The organism is Corallincola holothuriorum (assembly GCF_003336225.1).
GTDB lineage: Bacteria > Pseudomonadota > Gammaproteobacteria > Enterobacterales > Neiellaceae > Corallincola > Corallincola holothuriorum.
Map to the genome: position 1 here is coordinate 21,554 of NZ_QPID01000012.1, position 17,430 is coordinate 38,983.

Genomic DNA, 17,430 nt, shown 5'->3' on the forward strand with positions numbered 1-17,430 from the left:
TTGCTATTATGTTAATTTTTTGGTTCTGGCTGTTAGCATAGAACAGTTCGAGTCGCCATCCAACAGTAGAGTTCTCAAAACTATTCGTTATTTATGAGCGAGATCCCTATACTAGCCTTCTCTGATCACAGAAATGAAAATTAGTCCCCCTGGAGTCTGCCACCGTGAAGTGGATTAAATGGCTATCTATAGCATTCATCAGCTGCTTTTTGACCGGTACATTGGCTGTCATCGGCCTTTATTTTTATATAGCGCCTGAATTACCCAATGTAGATACGTTAAAAACTATGCGCTTACAAACGCCAATGAAGGTTTATAGCGCTGACGGTCAATTACTATCCCAGTTTGGCGAAAAAAGACGAATTCCATTGGAAATGGAACAGATCCCGGAGACCATGGTTAATGCGTTTCTTGCGACGGAAGATTGGCGGTTTTATGACCATCCAGGCATCGATGTCATTGGTATAGCCCGCGCATTTACCTCTTTATTAATGACAGGTGAAAAGCGTCAAGGGGCAAGCACAATTACCATGCAGGTAGCACGTAACTTTTTCCTCTCTCGGGAAAAAACATACATGCGAAAAATTAAAGAGATATTTCTCGCTTGGCATATTGAAGAACTTTTAACCAAAGACGAAATTCTCCAACTTTATTTAAATAAAATCCCTTTGGGTTATCGTGCCCATGGTGTCGGCGCTGCTGCAGAAGTTTATTATGGCAAATCAGTTGATGAATTATCTCTAGCTCAGATTGCGGTTATTGCAGGCTTACCCAAAGCCCCCTCTTTACTAAACCCAATCCGTTCTCCTGAACGCGCCAAAGACAGAAGACATCACGTACTAAGGCGAATGCTAGAGGTCGGCGCAATTGATCAGGCTAGTTTCGCAGAAGCGGATGCGGCCCCCATCACTGGAAAATATCACGGCCCTCAAGTGGGTATTTACGCCCCCTATCTGTCAGAGATGGTTCGTCAGGAAATCATTAACCTGCTCGGCGAAGATGAGGCTTATACCGGCGGCTACAACGTTTATACAACAGTACAAAGCAAAGCACAGATAGCGGCTGAAAAGGCGGTTGTCGGGAATCTATTTGCTTATGATATTCGCCACGGCTACCGCGGTGCAGTGAAGCAGCTATGGCAGGACGGTTCAAATGCCCTTATCAGCTCAGACGAAGCGCAGCAAAACGACAGCGAGATAGCACCGATAAGCGAAGGCTGGACGACCGAGAAGATTTTCGATTATTTGGATGATGTCTCACCCGTCGGCGATCTGCTACCAGCGGTGGTTATTTCCGTATCGGAAACAACTGCGGAAGTCGCTGTTCGCGGCGGCTTGCTGAGTACCATGCCATGGGAAGGGATGAACTGGGCACGCCCCTATATCTCTGATGAGCGCCAGGGAAAAGCACCGAAGACAGCAGCCGAAATAGTTAATCCTGGCGACCAGATCTGGATACGCACTCACGAAGAGGGAGAGTTGTCACTGGCTCAAGTACCAGAAGCCAACGCCGCACTTGTTGCACTCAATCCAAAAAACGGTGGCATCGAAGCTTTGGTCGGTGGCTTTAACTACCAGTTCAGCCAGTACAATCGGGTGACCCAGGCCAAGCGCCAGGTCGGCTCAAACATTAAGCCTTTTATCTACTCAGCCGCTCTTGAAGATAACTTCAGCTTAGCAAGCATCATTAATGACGCGCCCATCAACCAATGGGACTCCCGTCAGGGCACAGCATGGCGACCAAAGAATTCACCGCCAGTCTACGAAGGGCCAACTCGACTGCGCGTCGCCTTGGCTAAATCGAAAAACGTTATCTCGGTGCGCTTGTTACGGGCGGTTGGACTTCAAGATCTACGCCGTTACCTGACGCGATTCGGCTTCGATATCAATGAATTACCCAGAAATGAATCTCTAGCCCTTGGTTCTGCGTCTCTGACGCCGATGGAGGTCGCCACAGCTTTTGCCGTCTTTGCCAACGGTGGCTTTCTCGTAGAGCCCTACCTGATCGATAAGATTGAAGACCCTCAGGGCAATATCATTTTTCAAAGTACCCCCAAAGTAGCCTGTAGCGATTGCGTGCCAATACCAAAACAGAACGCTGATGACGAGTTTCCAATTAGTCCTGCCACTCCGGTAGAGCCTGCGCAGCTAGCACCACGTGTTATCTCAGCCCAAAACGCATTCCTTGTCACCCAAGCACTAAACAGCGCGGTATGGGGAGGAGGCAGCTGGCGAGATGGTACGGGTTGGAACGGTACAGCCTGGCGCGCGGCCAGACAGCTGAAGCGCCGGGATATTGCAGGTAAAACAGGTACCACCAACGAAGCGAAAGACGCTTGGTTTTCCGGCTACAACAGTAACCTGGTTGCCACCTCATGGATCGGCTTTGACGATCATCAACGCAACCTAGGCGCTGCTTCACGTAATGCCAACATGGGCAAGGAGCAGATCACGGGCAAGGAGTTTGGAGCAAAAACCGCGCTGCCCGCTTGGATTACTTTCATGCAAGCTAGCCTCAAAGGCCAAAAAGAGGCCAGAATGGCAACACCGGAAGGGATCGTCAGTGTTCGTATCGATCGTGAAACAGGTAAGCTAGCGAGAAGAGCAGACCACACATCCAGATTCGAGTATTTCATCCAAGGCAGTGAACCCACCACGTTTGCCGAAGCCACCCAAGACAATCCATTCGACAGTGATGATAGCTCTGACCAACAACGCTCTGAGGAACTGTTCTAAACAGATAAACGGAGTGTGATCCCCTTAGTATCACACTCCCGTTTCATAGGTTAGACTGCAGCCATGATTAAGCCTTGTTATTACTGCGCAGTTTAAATGCTGAAGACAATTTCAATCGATCAGCTCAGAGCTGGTATGTATGTAGACGGTATTGCCAAACAAGCTGGCGGTAAGCATCACAACATAAAAAAAGCGGGCAAGGTGCCTAGCCAAAGTGTTGTTGATTTGATGCGTAAAAAAGGCGTGGTTGAAGTCGTTATCGATACCGATCGAGGCGACGATCTCCCTCAATCCCCAGTTCCTGCAAAACAACCCAAAACAACACCAGATAAAGCGGAACAACATGGCAGTGCCAGTTTCGCTGACGAAATGGTAAAAGCAGAGAAACTCTATACCGAAGCCAGAGGACTACAACAAAAAGCACTGGATGATATCGCAGCCGGTAAGACCCTTGAAATTAAGCCGATGGCAGAACTAACAGGATCATTCATCGATTCTGTGTTCCGCAATCAAGATGCATTGCTCTGCTTAACCCGCATCCGCGAAAAAGATTCTTATCTACTCGAACATTCCATCAATGTATCTATTCTGATGGCCGTGTTTGCTAAGCATCTAAAATTAGATCGAAAAATAACCGATCAAATCTGCTTAGGTGCACTGCTCCATGATTTAGGCAAAATTAAAATCGCCGAAGAGGTGCTACATAAGCCGGGTAAATTAACTGCCGAAGAGTTTCAGTTAATGAAAAATCACGTGGTATATAGCCGGGATGTGGTCATTGAAAGCGGCGTTGAAGTTCCACGTTTAACCATGGAAGTCATTATTCAACACCATGAGAAACTCAACGGCGGCGGCTACCCATATAAATTAACGGCCAATAAAATTTCAAAGTATGGTCGCATGGTGTCTATCGTCGACATATATGACGCACTAACGGCGGACCGTTGTTATAAGCGTGGCATGGTACCGAACGCAGCATTAGGGATCTTAAAAGGCTTATGTCCGGATCAATTAGATGCCGACTTGGTACTAGAGTTTATTCGCTGCATGAGTATCTATCCGGTTGGCACTCTGGTGAAACTGGAAAGTGAAAAATTAGGCATTGTCACCAAAACTAATGAAAAAGAGCTCACTAAACCGCAAGTAAAAGTGTTTTACAGCGTCAAGTATCAGCATCATATTGACGTAGAATTTATCGATCTTGCAGACCCTAAATGCAATGAAAAGATCGCCTCCTGCGAAAAACCTGAGACCCATAAATTAGACATCCAAAAGTATTTCTAATCACCAATCTTCGCGTTTCCCATACCTCCTTTTTGTTATGGCACACATCCTGCTTTAGTTATTGAACTGTTCAGGTGCAAACCATAGCAGCCCAACAATCACAAACATAAGTGATTGATAAAAATAATTAAATTTATAAAAGCGAAGCTAAGTTTCACTCCTTGCTCAACAAGGTGTGAAATTTTTGCACTTAATTGGCGCATTTTGCACCAATTGAATGCGCTCGATTTAAACTGGAGGAATTGTGGAAGACATCAATAGCGCGGTGGAAACACTGCTTCAAAGTGCCGACACCCTATTTGTACTGGGCGGTGCCATCATGGTGCTGGCCATGCACGCCGGCTTTGCCTTTTTGGAAGTGGGTACCGTACGCGAAAAAAACCAGGTCAACGCCTTAGTGAAAATCATCACTGACTTCGGCGTTTCGACATTAGGTTACTTTTTTGTTGGTTATTGGCTGGCTTATGGCGAGCACTTTTTCGCCAGTGCAGACACTTTAGCTGCAGACAACGGTTATCAGCTGGTCAAATTTTTCTTCCTGCTGACTTTCGCTGCTGCCATCCCAGCCATTGTCAGTGGTGGCGTTGCCGAGCGTGCGCGCTTCTACCCCATGCTATTAGCTTCTCTGCTGTGTGTTTCTCTGCTCTATCCCACCTTTGAAGGTATGATCTGGAATGGTAATTATGGCTTCCAGACTTGGTTGGAACAGAGTTTTGGCGCCCAATTCCACGATTTCGCAGGCTCCGTTGTGGTTCATGGTGTCGGCGGTTGGATCGCACTTGCTGCCATCATGTTGCTCGGTACTCGTCAAGGGCGTGTTAAAGGTGGCACCGTCGTTGGTTTCGCTCCCTCCAATATCCCTATGCTAGCGCTAGGTGCATGGGTTCTGACCGTAGGATGGTTTGGTTTTAATGTCATGTCTGCTCAGCAACTGACAGGTATATCAGGCCTCGTGGCATTGAACTCGCTGATGGCCATGGTTGGCGGTATTGTCGTTGCCATGCTGATGGGTAAAAACGACCCAGGCTTTATCCATAACGGTCCTTTAGCCGGCCTTGTGGCTGTTTGTGCAGGCTCGGACTTGATGCATCCTATCGGTGCACTGATCGTTGGCTCTGTTGCTGGCGGCTTATTCATCGTCGTCTTTACCTACCTGCAGAATCGCCGCCCGGATATCGATGACGTATTGGGTGTTTGGCCTTTGCACGGTTTATGCGGCGTTTGGGGCGGTATCGCTGCGGGCATCTTCGGTCTGGAAGCGCTTGGCGGCCTTGGCGGTGTAACCTTTATGAGCCAACTGATCGGCTCTATTACGGGGCTGGTTATTGCGCTGGTTGGCGGCTTCGTTATCTACGGGCTAGTTAAAACCATCATAGGTATTCGTCTGAGCCAAGAGGATGAATTCCAAGGCGCTGATTTAGCGATTCACAAGATTAAAGCAATCAACTCCGAAGTGCCTTAACCTCTGCACTTAACATGAAAAAGGGCATTCCGCGGAATGCCCTTTTTCGTGCTTACAATCTAATCAATCAACCTAATGAGATGATGGATAGAGTGAAGCTTTTCGTTAGTCGTCAGTAATCACGAAGTTGCGACCCGCTTCTTTGGCCCGATAAAGATACTCATCCACCCCTTGGTACATATTATCCAAACAACTGGATAGCTGGTTGGTAACTCCCGCGCTAAAGGTCACCTGAAGCTCTGTATCACCATACATAAAGGGTTGCTGCGCCACCATCAAACGAAAGCCTTCTAAAAGCTGATTGGCTTGATCGTTATTTAGGCCGGGCATCATGATACAAAACTCTTCACCGCCCATACGCGCGCAAATAAAACGAGGAAAGGCCTGCGTCATCTTAGATGCCAGTTGTCGTAACACCTCATCGCCAGCCTCATGGCCGTAGTTATCATTCAGTTGCTTGAAGTGATCAATATCCAGCATCGCCAACGCCAATTGCTGACCTTTGGCAACCGCTTGCTCATGGTGCTTCCCACCTGTGGTGAAAAAGTAGCGGCGGTTATAGAGCTGAGTTAGATAATCCCTATTGGCTGCGTCCTGGATCGCCTGGATCAACTCCATCTCTTCCAGGTTATGCATTAAACGGCAGTGAAACTCTTCATGAAAGAAAGGCTTACGCAAGAAGTCATTGGCGCCATTTTTAATAAACTTGGCGGACAACGCACCGCTTTCAGTGGATGACAGGCCGATAATCACCAGTTCATGCTTATCTTTTTCGGTGCGCACCTGCTTGACCAATTCGAACCCATCCATTTCAGGCATCGCATAGTCGGTGATCAGGATGCTGACATCGGGATGTTGAGCTAAGACTTTCAGGGCTTCCTTACCATCTTTCGCTTCTAACACTTGGTATAAATGCTGCTGTAGCAAGCCTTTAATGAAACGGCGGGTAGTGCCGGAATCATCAGCGACCAGTACTTTAATATGACGATTTTTTTGCAAGCGACGCAGCAGCTTTACGACATAGTCGTAACTATGACGACTCTCTTTAACGACGTAATCCACTACTCCCATACTCAGCAAGCGCTCTCGCCGCTCATCATCATAACTACCGGTTAACACCACGGTAGGTATTTGACGATCAAGCACGAGTTCAACCACTTCACCATTGGGCGCGTCAGGAAGATTCAGATCGACAACAGCGGCAAAAAACTCACCATCGCTATCAAGCTGTTCACGACAACTTGCTAAATCGGTTTGGGTTACAACATCAACATCCAGCCCCTGTAAGATCAAATGACGAATAATCTTCAGCACCATAGGGCTGTCTTCTACAACCAGGATCCGCTCCATATCCGTTATCTTCTCCAGATAAGTGAGAATACTTAAAACAGAATCAGTATGTGGTGCCTGTACCTGGCTAAACTACATCGAGGATCTCAAGCCCTAGCATGTAGCTCCCGTCCCCTTGGGGCGTACACCGAATCACTTTGGTCTTCGCATTGAGTGCAGGAACCATTTGGTCAGCGGCTTCAAGCCGTGCTTCCAGTTCCATATCTGCATCAATCATTTCATCTACCGACACTGCCATCCCAGTTGCACTGAGGTTGATACAGGTTCCCTCATAACGAGAGTCCGTCGTCACTTGCGTTAATGTGACTTCAGCATTCACCATCATGCGGTAGAAATTTCTACGATCATCATGCGAGATCATCGCATCCTCCCTGTTTGGTTGCCTAACTTATTGGCTTATCCAGCGCTGTGAATATAACCTCGCATTGCCTCTTTCACCACTTCCGAGCACAGATCTGAGAGCGGCGTACAGGTTCTGCTAATACCAGAGCCTTTTCGCCACAACATAACGATGTCCCGTGTTGGTTGCGGTGCGCTAAAATTAGCGTAGCAAAGGCCGTGGGATTTACCTGTTTCTGAACAGGCCAATAACGGCATTAATGTGATCCCCCTCCCCAAAGCCACCATATGACGTAAGGTTTCCAAGCTAGTCGCGCGAAAACTGGGATCCTCTTCCGCGCCAGCAGCAAAACAGACACCGAGCGCTTGATCCCGCAAACAGTGGCCATCTTCCAGCATCAGCACAGATTCACCCTGCAATTGCGCCAGCTGCAAGGAGGGCTGCTGCAACAGAGGGTGATCAAATGCGGCGGCGAGCAGCATTGGCTCCTGATAAAGCAGCCGGTCATCATATTTTTCCATCCCCGGCAATTTAGCCAGAATAAGCGCATCCAATTTGCCTTGTCCCAGTTGCTCCAACAACACCTCGGTTTGCAACTCATGCAATTCGACTCTTAGCGCTGGAAACTCTCTTTGCACCGCGGGTAGCAGGTGAGGCAAAAGATAAGGCGCCACCGTCGGTATCAGCCCCAGTCGCAATGTCGTCGCCATCGGATCACGCCAACGTTCGGCCTCATGTTTAACTTCGTCCACAGCTAACAATACCTGCCTTGCTTGAGCCACAATGGCCTCTCCAGCCGGCGTAAACATCATGCTGCGACGGCTGCGTTCCACCAGCTGCAGACCCAACTCATCTTCCAACTTACTTAGCTGGCCACTGAGCGTGGGCTGACTGACATAGCAACTCGCGGCAGCGCGGCCGAAGTGGCCAGTATCATGTAATGCGATTAAGTACTGAAAATCTCTAATGTTCATCTTTAATAGCCAAAACCTATCACTTAAATAAATATAAACGATTTCACCAATATAACAATCCCACCTATAGTTACTCCCGAAGCAAGCAATGACCCGGGCAAAACGCCCCACAGATAATCAATTGGAGCACGACATGGCTTTTGAAAACAAAGAAGGACAACGCGTCCCTAACGTTACTTTCCACACTCGCAAAGACGATCAGTGGGTTGATATCAGCACAAACGAGTTGTTCGCAGGTAAAACCGTCGCTGTATTCGCCTTACCGGGTGCATTTACGCCAACGTGTTCAAGCACACACCTGCCACGCTACAACGAGTTGGCGCCCGTGTTGTTTGAAAACGGCGTCGATGAGATCGTTTGCTTAAGTGTTAACGACACCTTTGTAATGAATGCATGGTTAGCCGACCAAGAAGCAGAAAACATCACCGTTATTCCAGACGGCAATGGTGAGTTCAGTGAAGGTATGGGTCTGCTGGTTGATAAAGATGACCTCGGCTTTGGCAAGCGTTCATGGCGCTACAGCATGTTGGTGAAAGATGGCGTGATTGCAAAAATGTTCATCGAGCCAGAAAAGCCAGGCGACCCGTTTGAAGTATCTGACGCTGACACCATGCTGGAATATATCAATCCGCAGGCAAAAGCACCGTCGTCAATCAGCATCATCACTAAGCCGGGATGCCCGTTCTGTGCCCGCGCTAAGCAAGCCCTGCTCGACAAAGGCTTGCGTTACGAAGAAGTGATTCTGGGCACCGACGCCACTAGCGTCAGCCTCAAAGCCATTTCTGGCCGCAGCACTGTGCCGCAAGTCTTCATCGACGGTAAGCACATCGGCGGTAGCGAAGAGTTAGACGCCCATTTGGCCGGCTAATTAAGTCATCGCCATGTCAGCGGCGGGTCACACCGCCGCCCCATATTTTTAACGCGATGGATGGCTAAGCCATCGATCGTGACAGTATAAGAGGTTCGATATGCAACAACTGAACGTAGATGTCGCTGTGATCGGCGCAGGCACCGCTGGCCTTGGCGCTTATCGCGCAGCAAAAGAACACACCGCCAGCGTCGTCATGATCGAAGGTGGCCCTTACGGTACGACATGCGCACGCGTCGGTTGTATGCCATCGAAACTACTGATTGCCGCCGCCGAAGCCGCCCACGATATCGGCAAGGCGGACAAGTTTGGTATTGAAGTGCCCGCCAAGCCAATCATTCATGGCAAGCAGGTGATGCAGCGGGTAAAAAGCGAGCGTGACCGCTTTGCCGGCTTCGTAGTTGAAGCGGTCGATGGTATTCCGGCTGAAGACAAGATCCGTGGTTATGCCAAGTTTATCGATGCCACAACGCTGCAGATCGATGATCACACCCAGATCACAGCCAAGCGCATTGTTATCGCCACCGGCTCTCGCCCCACTTATCCCGCGCCATGGGCAGAACTGGGTGACCGTTTACTAATTAACGATGATGTCTTCGAATGGGACGACCTGCCAGAATCTGTGGCCGTATTTGGACCCGGCGTTATTGGCCTGGAGCTAGGGCAAGCACTGCACCGGCTTGGTGTACGTGTGTTGATGTTTGGTGTCGGTAACCAAGTCGGTCCACTGAGCGATCCCGATGTCGCCGAATACGCCCGCAACGCCTTTGCCGAAGAGTTCTATCTTGATGCGGATGCCAAAGTTGAAACCATCAAGCGTGATGGCGACCGTGTGTTCCTCGCCTATAACGATAAGCAGGGCGAATATATCGAAACCCATGTTGATTACGTGATAGCCGCCACAGGGCGCCGTCCTAACGTTGATAAGCTGGGACTGGAAAATATCAATATCGAGCTGGATGAACGGGGTGTACCCACGGCAGATCACTATACACTGCAAACCTCAGTGCCGAATCTGTTTATTGCGGGTGATGCCAGCAATCAGATCCCGCTATTGCACGAAGCGGCTGATCAAGGGCGTATTGCCGGGGACAATGCTGGACGCTTTCCCGATATCCGTGCCGGTCTGCGCCGCAGCGCCATCGCTGCCGTATTTTCTGACCCACAAATTGCTATGGTCGGTCAAAGCCATCGTGAGCTGGAAAAACAGTATGGTAGCTGTGGCTGTTTCGCTACCGGCGAGGTGAGCTTTGAAAATCAGGGCCGTAGTCGAGTGATGCTGAAAAACAAAGGGATGTTGCACGTCTACGGTGAGCAGGGCACCGGACGCTTTTTAGGCGCTGAAATGATCGGCCCCAGTGCGGAGCACATCGCCCACCTGCTGGCTTGGGCCCATCAACAAAAGATGACCATCGCCCAGATGTTGGATATGCCGTTCTATCACCCAGTGATCGAAGAGGGCTTGCGCACCGCGTTACGTGACCTTAACGCCAAACTGCATTTGGGTCCGGCAATGATCGAACAGTGCATGGAGTGTGGCCCCGGCGCATAGTGACGGTTCACAATCACCCATATGTGATTTTGTGCTGCAAGTAAAAATAAGGCGCCCCATGGCGCCTTACCTGTTTAATTGATATCTCTCCACGGTTAAATGAGAGCGCACTGCCGCCTAGCTTAAGTCCCACACAGCAAATCCTGTTGCTGGCAGAGTGATAACGCCATCCTTGTTGATACCTTCCCCAACCAGCAGTGACCACTGACCCGCTTTGCTCAATGCCGCCATAAAATCTGCCGTAAGCGCCATGGTTAACGGCCTGTCGGCGCTGCGGTTAATCGCGATAACGCAGCACTGCTCAGCATCAAATCGAGCAAACACAAATCCATCCCCTTCAGCATATAGCGTGTGATAGGCACCCGCCTGCAGTGCGGGAGTTTGCTGACGCAATGCGATCATCTGCTGATAATGCCGCCACAGAGAATGATTCCAGTGCGCTTCATCCCAATCAAAACAAGCACGGTTGTAGGGATCATTGCCCCCAACCATGCCCGTTTCATCGCCGTAATAGATACACGGCACACCGGGGTAAGTCATCAGTAACACCACGGCCAGCTTCATCAGCCCTTCATCTTCATTCAACAGGGTAAAAAAGCGTGCCGTGTCATGGGTGTCCAGCAAGTTAAGCTGGCAAAGCTGAGTGGCATAAGGGGTACGGGAACGGGTTTGACGCAACCAAGCATCGAACTGCGCAGCGCTGAGCTGATGGGGGTGATAATTCACATCCTGCTTTGCCAGAAACGCCCGCAGTGGCAATGCAAAGCCGTAGTAGTTCATCGCTCCATCTTCGAGCTCGCCTTGGGTCCAGCGGGTATTTTCAAAGAAATGTTCACCGAGGAAGTATCCCTCAGGGTTGGTCTCCTTAATTGCTTGGCGCATCTGTCCAAGCACTTTGGCATTATTATCGGCGTGGGGGCCTTCTCCCATCATATGGATCACATCCACTCGCCAACCATCGACATTATAAGGGGGCTGCATCCAGCGACGGGTGATCGCATCTGGCGCATCAAAGAAATAAGCCTTCAGCTCAGGGTGACCCAGATTTAAAACAGGGATCGCCTTACTTCCCTGCCAACAAAATTCACTGTCAGGATTATTAGGATCCATAAAGGTGAAGTAGTCGTAATAGGGCGAATGCTTACCTTGGTGTGCCCCAATGGAGTCTTGCGTTCCCCAGCGGTTAAACCAAGGGTGGGTATCCGAGCAATGATTAAATACTGCATCCAGTAAGATCTTCATACCACGCTGATGCATATCATCGGTCAGCGCAGCGAGGGCTTGATTGCCGCCAAAGTTCAGGTCGACATTTTCATAATCTTCTATGTCGTACTTATGCACACTGGGCGAAGTAAACACCGGATTCAGATAAAGCGCGGTGACGCCAAGCGACTGCAGATAATCCAGTTTATTTTTAACACCGACCAGATCCCCCCCGTAAAACTCTGTATTTGGATTATCCCCATCTATCGGTTCCCCCCAGGGCTTGGCTTTAACCGGTCCCTGATGACGCACTTGATACGCACCTTTCGCCATATCACAGGCGGGATCACCATTATTAAACCGCTCAACAAACACCTGATAAAACACCTGTTGTGGCACCCATGCAGGCGGCGCAACACCCACCACTATCTTAAAGCTCTGCTCTCGCATCGGCATATGTGGCGATTCACCGGCGGCATCCAGCCACAACTGGTTATCCTCAGTCACCACCTTGAAGCAATACACTGTGGTAGGTTCCGCTGGATTTAATGGCAATTCAGCTTGATAGCTGAGCCAATCGCCAGCACCTGCAGAGGTGAGAGTCATCGGCAGCAGATACTCTTCGTTATCCGGCTCCGCACGCAGAAACACCTGCTTTGCATTGAGACTTGAATGCAATAACAGAGTGACCAGGTAAGAGTGATCAGACGGAACCAGATAAGGGGCGATCTGCCAATGTAATAAACGCTGGCCGGAAGCGGCAGCAGAAGACAAGTCAGTAATAGGCGAGGCGGTAATAGGCGACATAAGATCACTCCATGGAAAAATACCTCCTCAGAGACTAGATCTAACCGTTAAAAAGTAACAGCGACAGTCACGACAAAACGAGTAACAACTTCGCACTCAGGTATGTTTTAGCAGTGCAGCAGAGCAAATAAAGCAGATGTCTTACCGCCTATCAAAGCTGCTTCACTTCAGGATGCCGCTCGCTGGCATATTCGTGATAAATATCGTCTAAGTACAGACATATTTCCTCGGCCGTTAACTCCGCAGGGATCACTACATCATAAACGCGGACGGCGATACCGCAATCGGGCGCGGTGAACAATAGCCACTCACCCTTGCTCCGTTGCACGCTCATCGACTTACCAAACACGTCAAATTTCAACTTCACGTTGACTCATCCCATCACAACACAACACAGTTATATATATGTAGTACTAACTAAAATCTTAGCTAAAGTTAAATTTTAACAAGATTGAGTCATAGTCAAATCAAGGCACTGCTCGTTCAACTCATTACCACCATCGCACCTCAAACACCCCCCACTAAGTGTATTGAATGCCATGCACCCGCAATAAAGCTCATCTCCTGCGGCGCAGTTGGCATACAACCGCCATGGGTGGTGGAAATGTCGAAAGTGCAGGGAGCATTTTTCGACCGTACTTCCTGAACACAGCGTGCCCCGCGCAGCGCAGTGGGTATCGTCGCTCTTGTGCATTAGCACACCCCACGAAGTGTATTGGGTGCCATGCACCCGCGACAAAGCTCACCCCGCGCAGCGCTTTGGGTGTACGACCGCCATGGATGGCGGGAATGTCGAAAACGCAGGGAGCATTTTTCGACCATACTTCCTGTAACTTACCACTCCTATACATTGGTACACCCCACGAAGTGTATTGGTTGCCATTTATCCGTGGCATACCGTACTTCCTGTACATCGTCGCTCTTATGCATCCATGCACCCGCGACAAAGCTCACCCCGCGCAGCGCTTTGGGTGTACCGTACTTCCTGTACATCGTCGCTCTTGTGCATCCATGCACCCGCGACATACCGTACTTCCTGTACATAAAAAAGGTAAGAATTTGCCATCCCAAATAAAACAAAAGTGGACGCAGGTTTAAACAACTGCCAGGAACCAGTGAGCGTGAAAAGTTTGGTATGGTAACACTTCACCGATGGTGATAAATTGTTCGAAAGACAGGACGTCACTCTATTTGGACAAGGACACCATGACCACTCGCAGCGATATCATCCACGGGAGTCAAGCATCCCACCGTAAATATGGACTTATTTATACACTTAAGTGTGGTTGGGTAGACCTTGGTCACGCTCATCCAAGCGGTGCTCTGAAACTCTGGCAAAGTATTATCAACGAACCTCAAGGTTCCAGTAGCCATTATCAAATCAGTTACAACCAAGTGATGGGAAATAGACATCTAAAGATAGGTATATCCAAAACATTTAATATCAAACGGGGTCTTACCATCGCAGACAAGCAATCAGTCGCATTGGGCATATTTTTAAACGTTTCCCATGATTTTGAGCAAATGCAGGGCAACTGGATATTTCGTCATTTTACTAACAGTGGATATAGTGCCGAAGATCTAGTTTCTAATCTGGTTGGCTTTTACCGAGCAATAGACCCTACGACAGATTACATAAAAATATGTGAACCAGTCCAAAAGGAACTTGCTTTGCAACTATGGGATACCTACGGCGCAGTAGGAGAACAAAAAAACAACTCTATACTGCCATATCTATACCCTCTCCCGCCAAAACCAACCAATAAACCCTACAGGGGGCAATTACCAATTGAGTTAACAACTATAACCCCAGCAAAGCCTGGAGCTCTCTATCATCTGGCGGATTGAGAAACATGAAAAAAATAGTGCTTAGCCTGATCCTCACTTTGACTATATGCACACTTGGGTTCTCTATTTGGGTCGTAAAGTTAAGCTTATCGGAAGATCTCACATATAAACCCCGTAGCTTAATCCACTTTGTATTAACGGATCCTTTACTTAAAGATTTACCGACAGCAGCGGGAGCTGAAATCATTAACTACCGCTACAGCGCTGCTGACGGCACAAAACCGCAATTAAGTAAGGTTATTTGGCATACGCCTCAAGGCACAAGCACACAGCAAGCACTCCTTAACGATTACTTGCAACAGAACGGTTTTGCCCAGCACTCCAAATTCATCTACCGCAAGGCGGATATAGAGCTAACACTGGAAATTAATGAGATGGCAAACAACATCATTGCCGTTCTCATTCAGCCAATTTAAAGAAATTAGTCAGTATCATTTATTGCCGCCAGTCAGAGCTCTTTCTATTTACGACGGCGGGCATATAGAAAATCCAGGGAGCGTTTTTCGACCGTACTTCCTGTAACTTACCACTCCTATACATTGGCACACCCCACGAAGTATATTGGGTTCCATGTATCTGCGACAAAGCTCACCCCGCGCAGCGCTTTGGGTATACGACCGCCATGGATGGCGGGAATGTCGAAAACGCAGGGAGCATTTTTCGACCGTACTTCCTGTAACTTACCACTCCTATACATTGGCACACCCCACGAAGTATATTGGGTTCCATGTATCTGCGACAAAGCTCACCCCGCGCAGCGCTTTGGGTATACGACCGCCATGGATGGCGGGAATGTCGAAAACGCAGGGAGCATTTTTCGACCGTACTTCCTGAACACAACGTGCCCCGCGCAGCGCTTTGGGCATACGACCGCCATGCATGGCGGGAATGTCGAAAACGCAGGGAGCATTTTTCGACCGTACTTCCTGTAACTTACCACTCCTATACATCCATGTATCCGTGGCATACCGTACATCCTGTACGTAAAAAAAAGCCCCCAATCACCGAGGTGTTGGGGGCAAACAAGGGTGGTAATAAGAGGACTAACTCTCTCACCCTATCTCCAGAGAGACGGTTACAGTACGTATTCCATTGCAACTTCATCGCAAGCGTGTTTCTTCGGACAGATATCGCAATCTTTCATCACTTTTTCCGGCAATTGGTCTTTGCTGGTGTATGTGAAGCCCAGTTTCTCAAAGAACATGGGGACCCGAGTCAACACGACTAAACGTTTGAGCTCTAATTCCTTTCCGCGTTGAAGCATGTACTGCACCAGTGCTTTCCCCTGGCCTTGACCATGCTGCGTACGCTCCACTCCTAACGAGCGGATTTCTGCTAACCCCGTGCCGTAGATGTACAAAGATGCACAACCGATAACCTGATTTTCCTGTTCAGCAACAGCAAAATCGAGAATGCTGCGCACCAGGTCATCGCGACTCCGAGGCAATGTTTCGCCCACTTCAGCCCAGTGACTGACGATCTCATCGATGGCATCGAGATCACTTAACTTGGCACTACGCACTTTCAGCACTTCGGCTTTCTGTGCATTCAAGCGCGTCTGCGCTTGCGCTAAAGCGTGTTTTACCTGCTGGTAGGTCGTGCCACCCAGCGCCTGTCCCTGCTGCACATCCACCGGCGCCTTGGCCTGTTGTGCCTTGCCTAATGCTTCTGACACGCTGATCCGTGCGGTACCACCCAACACTTCACGCTTAGCCAAACAGGCATCAATGGTCAGATGCTGATAGACATCTTCTTCAATCTTGTCAGAGAAAGCTTTTAGCTCTGACAGGGCAAAATCTTCCAGAGGTTGCTTCTTAGCGATTGCCGCAACCACCACCTCACCAACAATGTGGTGGGCTTCGCGGAACGGCACATCACGGGCAACCAGATAGTCAGCCAGCTCTGTAGCATTAGCATACCCTTGCTGGGCCGCTTCCATGGTCCGATCACGGTTAACTTTTAACCCTTCCAGGCACAATGCCGCCATATCCAGGCACATCACCCAGCTGTCGATAGCATCGAACAGTCCCTCTTTGTCCTCTTGCATATCTTTGTTATAGGCAAGTGGTAGGGCTTTCACTGTCATCATCATGGCGGCCAGCGAGCCATATACTCGGCCGGTTTTGCCGCGGATCAACTCCAGCGCATCGGGGTTTTTCTTCTGTGGCATCAGGGACGATCCCGATGTCACGTTATCACTCAGTTCGATGAAGTTGGCTTCACCCGTGTTGTAGAAGATCAGATCTTCTGACATCCGTGACAGGTGCAGCATGCTGATGCTGGCGCTCGACATCAATTCCATTACATGGTCGCGATCAGATACCGCGTCCAGGCTGTTGTATGTTGGACGAGTAAAACCAAGGCTGTGAGCCAGCTTTTCACGGTCGATAGGATACGCCGTGCCCGCCAGAGCACCTGAGCCCAGTGGGCAGGTATCAAGCCGCTGCATGGCGTCTTTCAGACGGTCGATATCACGATGGAACATCTCGACATAAGCCAGACACCAGTGACCAAAAGTGATCGGCTGCGCGCGTTGCAGGTGGGTATATCCCGGTAACACGGTTTCAGATTCGCGATTAGCCAGGTCCACTAAGGCTTGCTGCAGGCGAACCAGCGCTTCAAGCACCAGATCGCCGTAGTCTTTACACCATAACTTCAGGTCGGTAGCGACCTGATCGTTACGGCTACGACCAGTGTGGAGCTTCTTACCCAAGTCACCGACCTTATCGATCAGCTTGCCTTCAACCCAGCTATGGATATCTTCGGCATCGCTCTGCAGGATCTGCTTAGGATCGGCCTGAACTTCAGCGCGTAGTTGCAACAGCGCCGTTTCCAGCGCTTTCACCTCTTCATCACTGAGCACGCCGACGCTATTCAGCGCACCCGCCCAAGCGATCGAGCCCATGATATCCTGCTCGGCCAGCTGGTAATCAAACTTCAACGAGTCGTTGAACTCTTTAAACCGGCTGTCTGCCGCCTGGGAAAAACGTCCACCCCACAACGCCAT

General features: G+C 49.4%; 15 protein-coding genes. 7 read left to right on the top strand and 8 right to left on the bottom strand.

The genetic code is table 11. The annotated features are described in order from the left end of the window. Nucleotides 1-164: 164 nt before the first annotated feature. From DU002_RS16770 to DU002_RS16780, 3 genes are all read left to right on the top strand, one after another. Entirely contained in the window at nt 165-2,735 is a 2,571-nt protein-coding gene (locus DU002_RS16770) for a penicillin-binding protein 1A (RefSeq protein ID WP_114339602.1), read from the top strand. 96 nt (nt 2,736-2,831) lie between these two features. Further along, a complete protein-coding gene (locus tag DU002_RS16775; RefSeq protein WP_114339603.1) occupies nt 2,832-4,019 on the top strand; it encodes an HD-GYP domain-containing protein in 1,188 nt (395 codons plus the stop codon). Nucleotides 4,020-4,263: 244 nt separating this feature from the next. Continuing rightward, on the top strand, nt 4,264-5,481 hold the full coding sequence (locus tag DU002_RS16780; RefSeq protein WP_114339604.1) for an ammonium transporter: 1,218 nt from the start codon (nt 4,264-4,266) through the stop codon (nt 5,479-5,481). Between the two features lie 105 nt (nt 5,482-5,586). Here DU002_RS16780 and DU002_RS16785 read toward each other — a convergent pair whose 3' ends face one another. The 3 genes from DU002_RS16785 to oxyR form a co-directional block, all read right to left on the bottom strand. After that, nucleotides 5,587-6,831, bottom strand: coding sequence for a diguanylate cyclase (locus tag DU002_RS16785; RefSeq protein WP_114339605.1), 1,245 nt, complete (start codon nt 6,829-6,831; stop codon nt 5,587-5,589). A gap of 67 nt (nt 6,832-6,898) precedes the next feature. Then, the gene (locus tag DU002_RS16790; RefSeq protein WP_114339606.1) at nt 6,899-7,192 is read right to left on the bottom strand and encodes a PilZ domain-containing protein; all 294 of its coding nucleotides are present in this window, start codon (nt 7,190-7,192) and stop codon (nt 6,899-6,901) included. Between the two features lie 35 nt (nt 7,193-7,227). Beyond that, on the bottom strand, nt 7,228-8,145 hold the full coding sequence (gene oxyR / locus DU002_RS16795; RefSeq protein WP_114339607.1) for a DNA-binding transcriptional regulator OxyR: 918 nt from the start codon (nt 8,143-8,145) through the stop codon (nt 7,228-7,230). A 133-nt stretch (nt 8,146-8,278) separates the two neighbouring features. Here oxyR and DU002_RS16800 point away from each other — a divergent pair, with 133 nt between their 5' ends. After that, nucleotides 8,279-9,013 (top strand): glutathione peroxidase, encoded by a 735-nt coding sequence (locus DU002_RS16800; RefSeq protein WP_114339608.1) that lies wholly within the window; start codon nt 8,279-8,281, stop codon nt 9,011-9,013. A gap of 100 nt (nt 9,014-9,113) precedes the next feature. Next, nucleotides 9,114-10,565 (top strand): dihydrolipoyl dehydrogenase, encoded by a 1,452-nt coding sequence (locus DU002_RS16805; protein ID WP_114339609.1) that lies wholly within the window; start codon nt 9,114-9,116, stop codon nt 10,563-10,565. Nucleotides 10,566-10,682: 117 nt separating this feature from the next. Here DU002_RS16805 and malZ read toward each other — a convergent pair whose 3' ends face one another. The 3 genes from malZ to DU002_RS19395 form a co-directional block, all read right to left on the bottom strand. Further along, entirely contained in the window at nt 10,683-12,575 is a 1,893-nt protein-coding gene (gene malZ / locus DU002_RS16810; protein ID WP_114339610.1) for a maltodextrin glucosidase, read from the bottom strand. 151 nt (nt 12,576-12,726) lie between these two features. Beyond that, complete coding sequence (locus DU002_RS16815; protein ID WP_114339611.1) at nt 12,727-12,942, bottom strand: DUF7661 family protein; 216 nt, start codon at nt 12,940-12,942, stop codon at nt 12,727-12,729. A gap of 476 nt (nt 12,943-13,418) precedes the next feature. Further along, on the bottom strand, nt 13,419-13,568 hold the full coding sequence (locus tag DU002_RS19395; protein WP_158538112.1) for a hypothetical protein: 150 nt from the start codon (nt 13,566-13,568) through the stop codon (nt 13,419-13,421). A gap of 213 nt (nt 13,569-13,781) precedes the next feature. On the opposite strand from DU002_RS19395, the gene DU002_RS16820 reads away from it, so the two are divergent. Together DU002_RS16820 and DU002_RS16825 are read left to right on the top strand one after the other, a co-directional pair. Further along, a complete protein-coding gene (locus DU002_RS16820) occupies nt 13,782-14,423 on the top strand; it encodes a DUF4056 domain-containing protein (protein WP_158538114.1) in 642 nt (213 codons plus the stop codon). Between the two features lie 5 nt (nt 14,424-14,428). Then, the gene (locus DU002_RS16825) at nt 14,429-14,839 is read left to right on the top strand and encodes a hypothetical protein (RefSeq protein WP_114339613.1); all 411 of its coding nucleotides are present in this window, start codon (nt 14,429-14,431) and stop codon (nt 14,837-14,839) included. 273 nt (nt 14,840-15,112) lie between these two features. Here DU002_RS16825 and DU002_RS19315 read toward each other — a convergent pair whose 3' ends face one another. Both DU002_RS19315 and argH read right to left on the bottom strand, forming a co-directional pair. Continuing rightward, on the bottom strand, nt 15,113-15,373 hold the full coding sequence (locus DU002_RS19315) for a hypothetical protein (RefSeq protein WP_147271890.1): 261 nt from the start codon (nt 15,371-15,373) through the stop codon (nt 15,113-15,115). A 125-nt stretch (nt 15,374-15,498) separates the two neighbouring features. Beyond that, nucleotides 15,499-17,430 (bottom strand): argininosuccinate lyase, encoded by a 1,932-nt coding sequence (argH, locus tag DU002_RS16835; protein ID WP_114339615.1) that lies wholly within the window; start codon nt 17,428-17,430, stop codon nt 15,499-15,501.